Annotated in this window: 5 protein-coding genes and 1 pseudogene; 5 read left to right on the top strand and 1 reads right to left on the bottom strand. The window is 72.4% G+C overall.

Annotation, left to right across the window (positions count from 1 at the left end):
- A pseudogene (locus ACFV0Q_RS38785) lies at positions 1-151 on the top strand (NADH pyrophosphatase); the annotation flags it as partial.
- Positions 152-241: 90 nt separating this feature from the next.
- On the opposite strand, the gene ACFV0Q_RS38780 reads toward ACFV0Q_RS38785, so the two are convergent.
- A complete protein-coding gene (locus tag ACFV0Q_RS38780) occupies positions 242-502 on the bottom strand; it encodes a mycoredoxin (protein WP_266574055.1) in 261 nt (86 codons plus the stop codon).
- 272 nt (positions 503-774) lie between these two features.
- Between ACFV0Q_RS38780 and ACFV0Q_RS38775 the strand changes: the two genes are divergently transcribed.
- From ACFV0Q_RS38775 to ACFV0Q_RS38760, 4 genes are all read left to right on the top strand, one after another.
- Positions 775-2,955 (top strand): ATP-dependent DNA helicase UvrD2, encoded by a 2,181-nt coding sequence (locus ACFV0Q_RS38775; protein ID WP_385012437.1) that lies wholly within the window; start codon positions 775-777, stop codon positions 2,953-2,955.
- A gap of 167 nt (positions 2,956-3,122) precedes the next feature.
- Positions 3,123-3,440 (top strand): hypothetical protein, encoded by a 318-nt coding sequence (locus ACFV0Q_RS38770; RefSeq protein ID WP_385012435.1) that lies wholly within the window; start codon positions 3,123-3,125, stop codon positions 3,438-3,440.
- Positions 3,441-3,623: 183 nt separating this feature from the next.
- The gene (locus tag ACFV0Q_RS38765; RefSeq protein ID WP_266574053.1) at positions 3,624-3,995 is read left to right on the top strand and encodes a WhiB family transcriptional regulator; all 372 of its coding nucleotides are present in this window, start codon (positions 3,624-3,626) and stop codon (positions 3,993-3,995) included.
- Positions 3,992-4,324 (top strand): hypothetical protein, encoded by a 333-nt coding sequence (locus ACFV0Q_RS38760; RefSeq protein ID WP_385012434.1) that lies wholly within the window; start codon positions 3,992-3,994, stop codon positions 4,322-4,324. The genes ACFV0Q_RS38765 and ACFV0Q_RS38760 overlap by 4 nt, the downstream gene beginning before the upstream one ends.
- Positions 4,325-4,459 lie beyond the last annotated feature (135 nt).

Below are 4,459 nucleotides of genomic sequence, written 5' to 3'. Positions count from 1 at the left end.
GATCCAGGAGGCCCGCTGGTTCTCCCGCGAGGACCTGCGCGCCGCCATCGAGACCGGCGAGGTGCTGCCCCCGTCGGGCATCTCCATCGCGGCCCGCCTGGTCGAGCTCTGGTACGGCCAGCCCCTGCCGAAGCCGGCCGCGGCGCTCTGACGGGGCGGCCGAGCGGCCCCCGGACACGCAGAAGGCCCCCGCCGCGGCGGGGGCCACTCTGTGCGCCGGGAGCCGGCCGCGCGAGCCGGGTCAGACGGCGAGGGCCTGCTTGACCTGGGCCAGGCTCGGGTTCGTCATGACGGACTCGTTGCCGGCGGAGGACTTCACGAGCACGGTCGGAACGGTCTGGTTGCCGCCGTTGGCCTGCTCGACGAACTTCGCGGACGCGGGGTCGAGCTCGATGTTGATCTCGTTGTACGCGATGCCTTCCCGGTCCAGCTGGGTCTTCAGCCGACGGCAGTAGCCGCACCAGGTCGTGCTGTACATCGTGACGGTGCCCGTGTCCTGCATGCTCGCTCCTCTGTGAGGTCTCGGTGGATCGAGGTCTCGGCTGATCCGAGTACTCGAACGTCCGCCATCGCCGCGCCATTCCCGGCGGGGCCGCCCCGGCCGGCCGGTGTGACCGATCCGACTGCGGACCGGCGCCGAGGGGCGCGGACCGGCGCACTGCCCGGCACCGGCCCGTACCGGCCCGCTCCGACCGTCCCCCGGGCGGTGTGACGAACGGCCTCACCTGTGGACAAGTTTCCCGTCCGCCGCTCGGAACCTGGCAGCATGGCGGGGTGACAGCAGCAACGCACCCCTCAGACTTCCCGGCCGCCACCGGCACCGGCGCGGCCGATGCCGACGCCGTGCTCCTCGGCCTGGACCCGGAGCAGCGCGAGGTCGCCACGACCCTGCGCGGCCCGGTGTGCGTGCTGGCGGGCGCCGGTACCGGCAAGACCCGCGCCATCACCCACCGCATCGCCTACGGGGTCCGCTCCGGCCAGCTCATGCCGGCCAGTGTGCTCGCCGTCACCTTCACCAACCGCGCCGCCGGAGAGATGCGCGGCCGCCTGCGCACCCTCGGCGCGGGCGGGGTCCAGGCCCGGACCTTCCACTCGGCGGCCCTGCGCCAGCTCCAGTACTTCTGGCCGCGCGCCGTCGGCGGCGAGGTGCCCCGGCTGCTGGAGCGCAAGATCCAGTTCGTGGCCGAGGCCGGGGCGCGCTGCCGCATCCGCCTCGACCGCAACGAGCTGCGCGACGTCACCGGCGAGATCGAGTGGGCCAAGGTCACCCAGACCGTGCCCGCCGACTACCCGGCCGCCGCGCTCAAGGCCGGCCGCGAGGCCCCCCGGGACCTGGCCGAGACCGCCCAGATCTACAGCACGTACGAACAGCTCAAGCGCGACCGCGGCATGATCGACTTCGAGGACGTGCTGCTGCTCACCGTCGGCATCCTCCAGGACCGGCACGACATCGCCGAGCAGATCCGCAGCCAGTACCAGCACTTCGTGGTGGACGAGTACCAGGACGTCAGCCCGCTCCAGCAGCGCCTGCTCGACCTGTGGCTCGGCGAGCGCGACAGCCTCTGCGTCGTCGGCGACGCCAGCCAGACCATCTACTCCTTCACCGGCGCCACCCCCGACCACCTGCTGAACTTCCGCAACCGCTACCCGCAGGCCACCGTGGTCAAGCTGGTCCGCGACTACCGCTCCACCCCCCAGGTGGTGCACCTCGCCAACGGCCTGCTGAACCAGGCCAAGGGCCGGGCCGCCGAGCACCGCCTGGAGCTGATCTCCCAGCGCGAGCCCGGCCCCGCCCCGGTCTACGCCGAGTACCCCGACGAGCCCGCCGAGGCCGAGGGCGTCGCCGGCCGGGTCCGGGACCTGATCGCGGCGGGCGTCCAGGCCGGGGAGATCGCCGTCCTGTACCGCATCAACGCCCAGTCCGAGGTGTACGAGCAGGCCCTGGCCGACGCCGGAGTCCCGTACCAGCTGCGCGGAGCCGAGCGGTTCTTCGAGCGGGCCGAGGTCCAGAAGGCCGTCCTCGCCCTGCGCGGCGCCGCCCGCTCCGGGGGCAGCAACGACCCGCTGCTCGAAGACGTCGTGGAACTGGGCTCCCAGGTCCGGGCCGTGCTCAGCTCCACCGGCTGGACCGCCGAGCCGCCCGCCGGCTCCGGTGCCGTGCGCGACCAGTGGGAATCCCTGGCCGCGCTGGTCCGCCTCGCCGAGGACTTCGCCCGCGCCCGCCCCGGCGCGACCCTGTCCGACCTCACCGTCGAGCTGGACGAACGCAAGGCCGCCCAGCACGCGCCGACCGTCCAGGGCGTCACCCTCGCCTCGCTGCACGCCGCGAAGGGCCTGGAGTGGGACGCCGTGTTCCTCGTCGGCCTCACCGACGGCATGATGCCGATCACCTACGCCAAGACCGACGAGCAGGTCGAGGAGGAGCGCCGCCTGCTGTACGTCGGCGTCACCCGCGCCCGGCTCCACCTGACGCTCTCCTGGGCGCTCTCCCGGGCTCCGGGCGGCCGGGCCTCCCGTCGCCCCAGCCGTTTCCTCAACGGCCTGCGGCCGGGCTCCGCGGCCCCCTCCAGCCGCGTCGGCGCCCCGGCCGAGGGCGGGGCGCGCAAGCGCGGCCGCCGCGGACCGGTGCTGTGCCGGGTCTGCGGCAAGACCCTGACGGAGGCGGGGGACATCAAGCTGATGCGCTGCGAGGACTGCCCGTCCGACATGGACGAGGGCCTCTACGAGCGGCTGCGCGACTGGCGCGCCGGCCAGTCGAAGGCCCAGGGGCTGCCCGCGTACTGCGTGTTCACGGACAAGACCCTGATGGCCATCGCGGAGGCCGCGCCCGCCGAGGCCGGGGAGCTCTCGATGATCTCCGGCGTGGGTGGCCGCAAGCTCGAGCGGTACGGGACCGACGTGCTGGCCATCTGCGCAGGCCAGGAGCCTGAGGGCGCGGATCCTGACGACGCGTAGAAACTCGTCGGAAAAATAGTTTGCACATGCCCAGCGAATCCCCATAGGTTCTTAGCAACGGAAACGGTGGCTTCTCCGAAGCCCGGGATCCGTGCTGTACTTATCCGAATACGTATGGGACAGGCCCCCGGGCCGAGTCCCCGAGACGCCGAGAGGAGGCGAGACCAGTGACCAGCTTCATGACCTTCACCAAAATGACCGATCGCTCGGTCGACGCTTCCTGCCTGCTCGGCTCCGTCTCCATCCTGGGTACCGGTCTGTCCGCGATTGCCGCGGACCGTCCCGCCCTGCTGGCGACCCTTCCGGTCAGCGAGCGCAATGAGCGACCGACCCAGGCACCGGTGGCAGTACTGGAAGCCCAGGCGCATGGCGCCTATGGCTTCGCGGCCGCAGCCGGTGCCGGATCCCAGACGCAGACGAAGAAGCAGCAGCACCACCTGATGTGGGCCTTCCGCGGGCTCGAACCCTGGAGTGATCCAGCCTGATCGCGAGATCTGGCCGGCGCCTTCAGGGCCGCGGAACCCCACCCGGGATCCGCGGCCCTTCTGTTTGTCCCCGAACGGGGACGGCGGAGTGAAGGGGCCTCGGGACTGGCAAGACCAGGTACCAAGCCGCGACCGGCCGACCGGCCGGAACGACTAGCCGAACAAGACGAGGAAGAAAACACCGTGCAACTCGAAGCGCACGCCCCGTCCGTACCGCAGACCCAAACGATCTCCCCGCCCGCAGTCCCGGAGGACTCAGCCTTGACCCCCCTCACCGCGCTCACCGCGCTCGACGACGCCATCGAGAACCTCGGCGTGCCCGTCCCCTGCCGCACCTTCGACCCCGAGGTCTTCTTCGCCGAGTCCCCGGCCGACGTCGAGTACGCCAAGTCCCTCTGCGGCACCTGCCCGCTGGTCGAGGCCTGCCTCGCCGGCGCCAAGGAGCGCCGCGAGCCCTGGGGCGTCTGGGGCGGAGAGCTCTTCGTCCAGGGCGTCGTCGTAGCGCGCAAGCGTCCCCGTGGCCGTCCGCGCAAGAACCCGGTTGCAGCGGCATGACCGCCATCGGAACCATCGACCGCCCCCTGACGCACGACCCCTTGAAGCAGGCCCTCATGTCCCCTCACGCCACCACGAGCGAGCAGCCGCACGGCTCCGCCACCGCAGACTTCATCACCGCCGGCGCGATCACCTCGCGTCAGAACAGGACCCGCGAAATGCAACTCATCCCAGAAGCCCTGGCTCGTGCCCATATGGACGACCGCATGCGTGAGGTGGACGCCGAGCGTCACGCCCTGCGCCTGGTCGCCGCCCGGCGCATGCAGCGGAAGGCCGAGCGCGTCTCGCTGCGCGCCCGCCGCGCGCTCGCCATGGCCGTCATGCACTGACGGCCGGTGAGCCGCCGAGCCACCGACTGAACCACCCGGGGGGGCCCGGGCGCACCGGCCCGGCCCCCCCGGGCGGTGGGGGGGCGGGCGGGCCCGCGCGGGGGGGTGGTGGGGGGGGGGGGCCGCCCACACCCG

This window comes from Streptomyces sp. NPDC059564 (genome assembly GCF_042735575.1).
Lineage (GTDB): Bacteria > Actinomycetota > Actinomycetes > Streptomycetales > Streptomycetaceae > Streptomyces.
The sequence above is the reverse complement of the archived record's forward strand: the minus strand, read 5'-3'. Positions and strand labels throughout refer to the sequence as shown.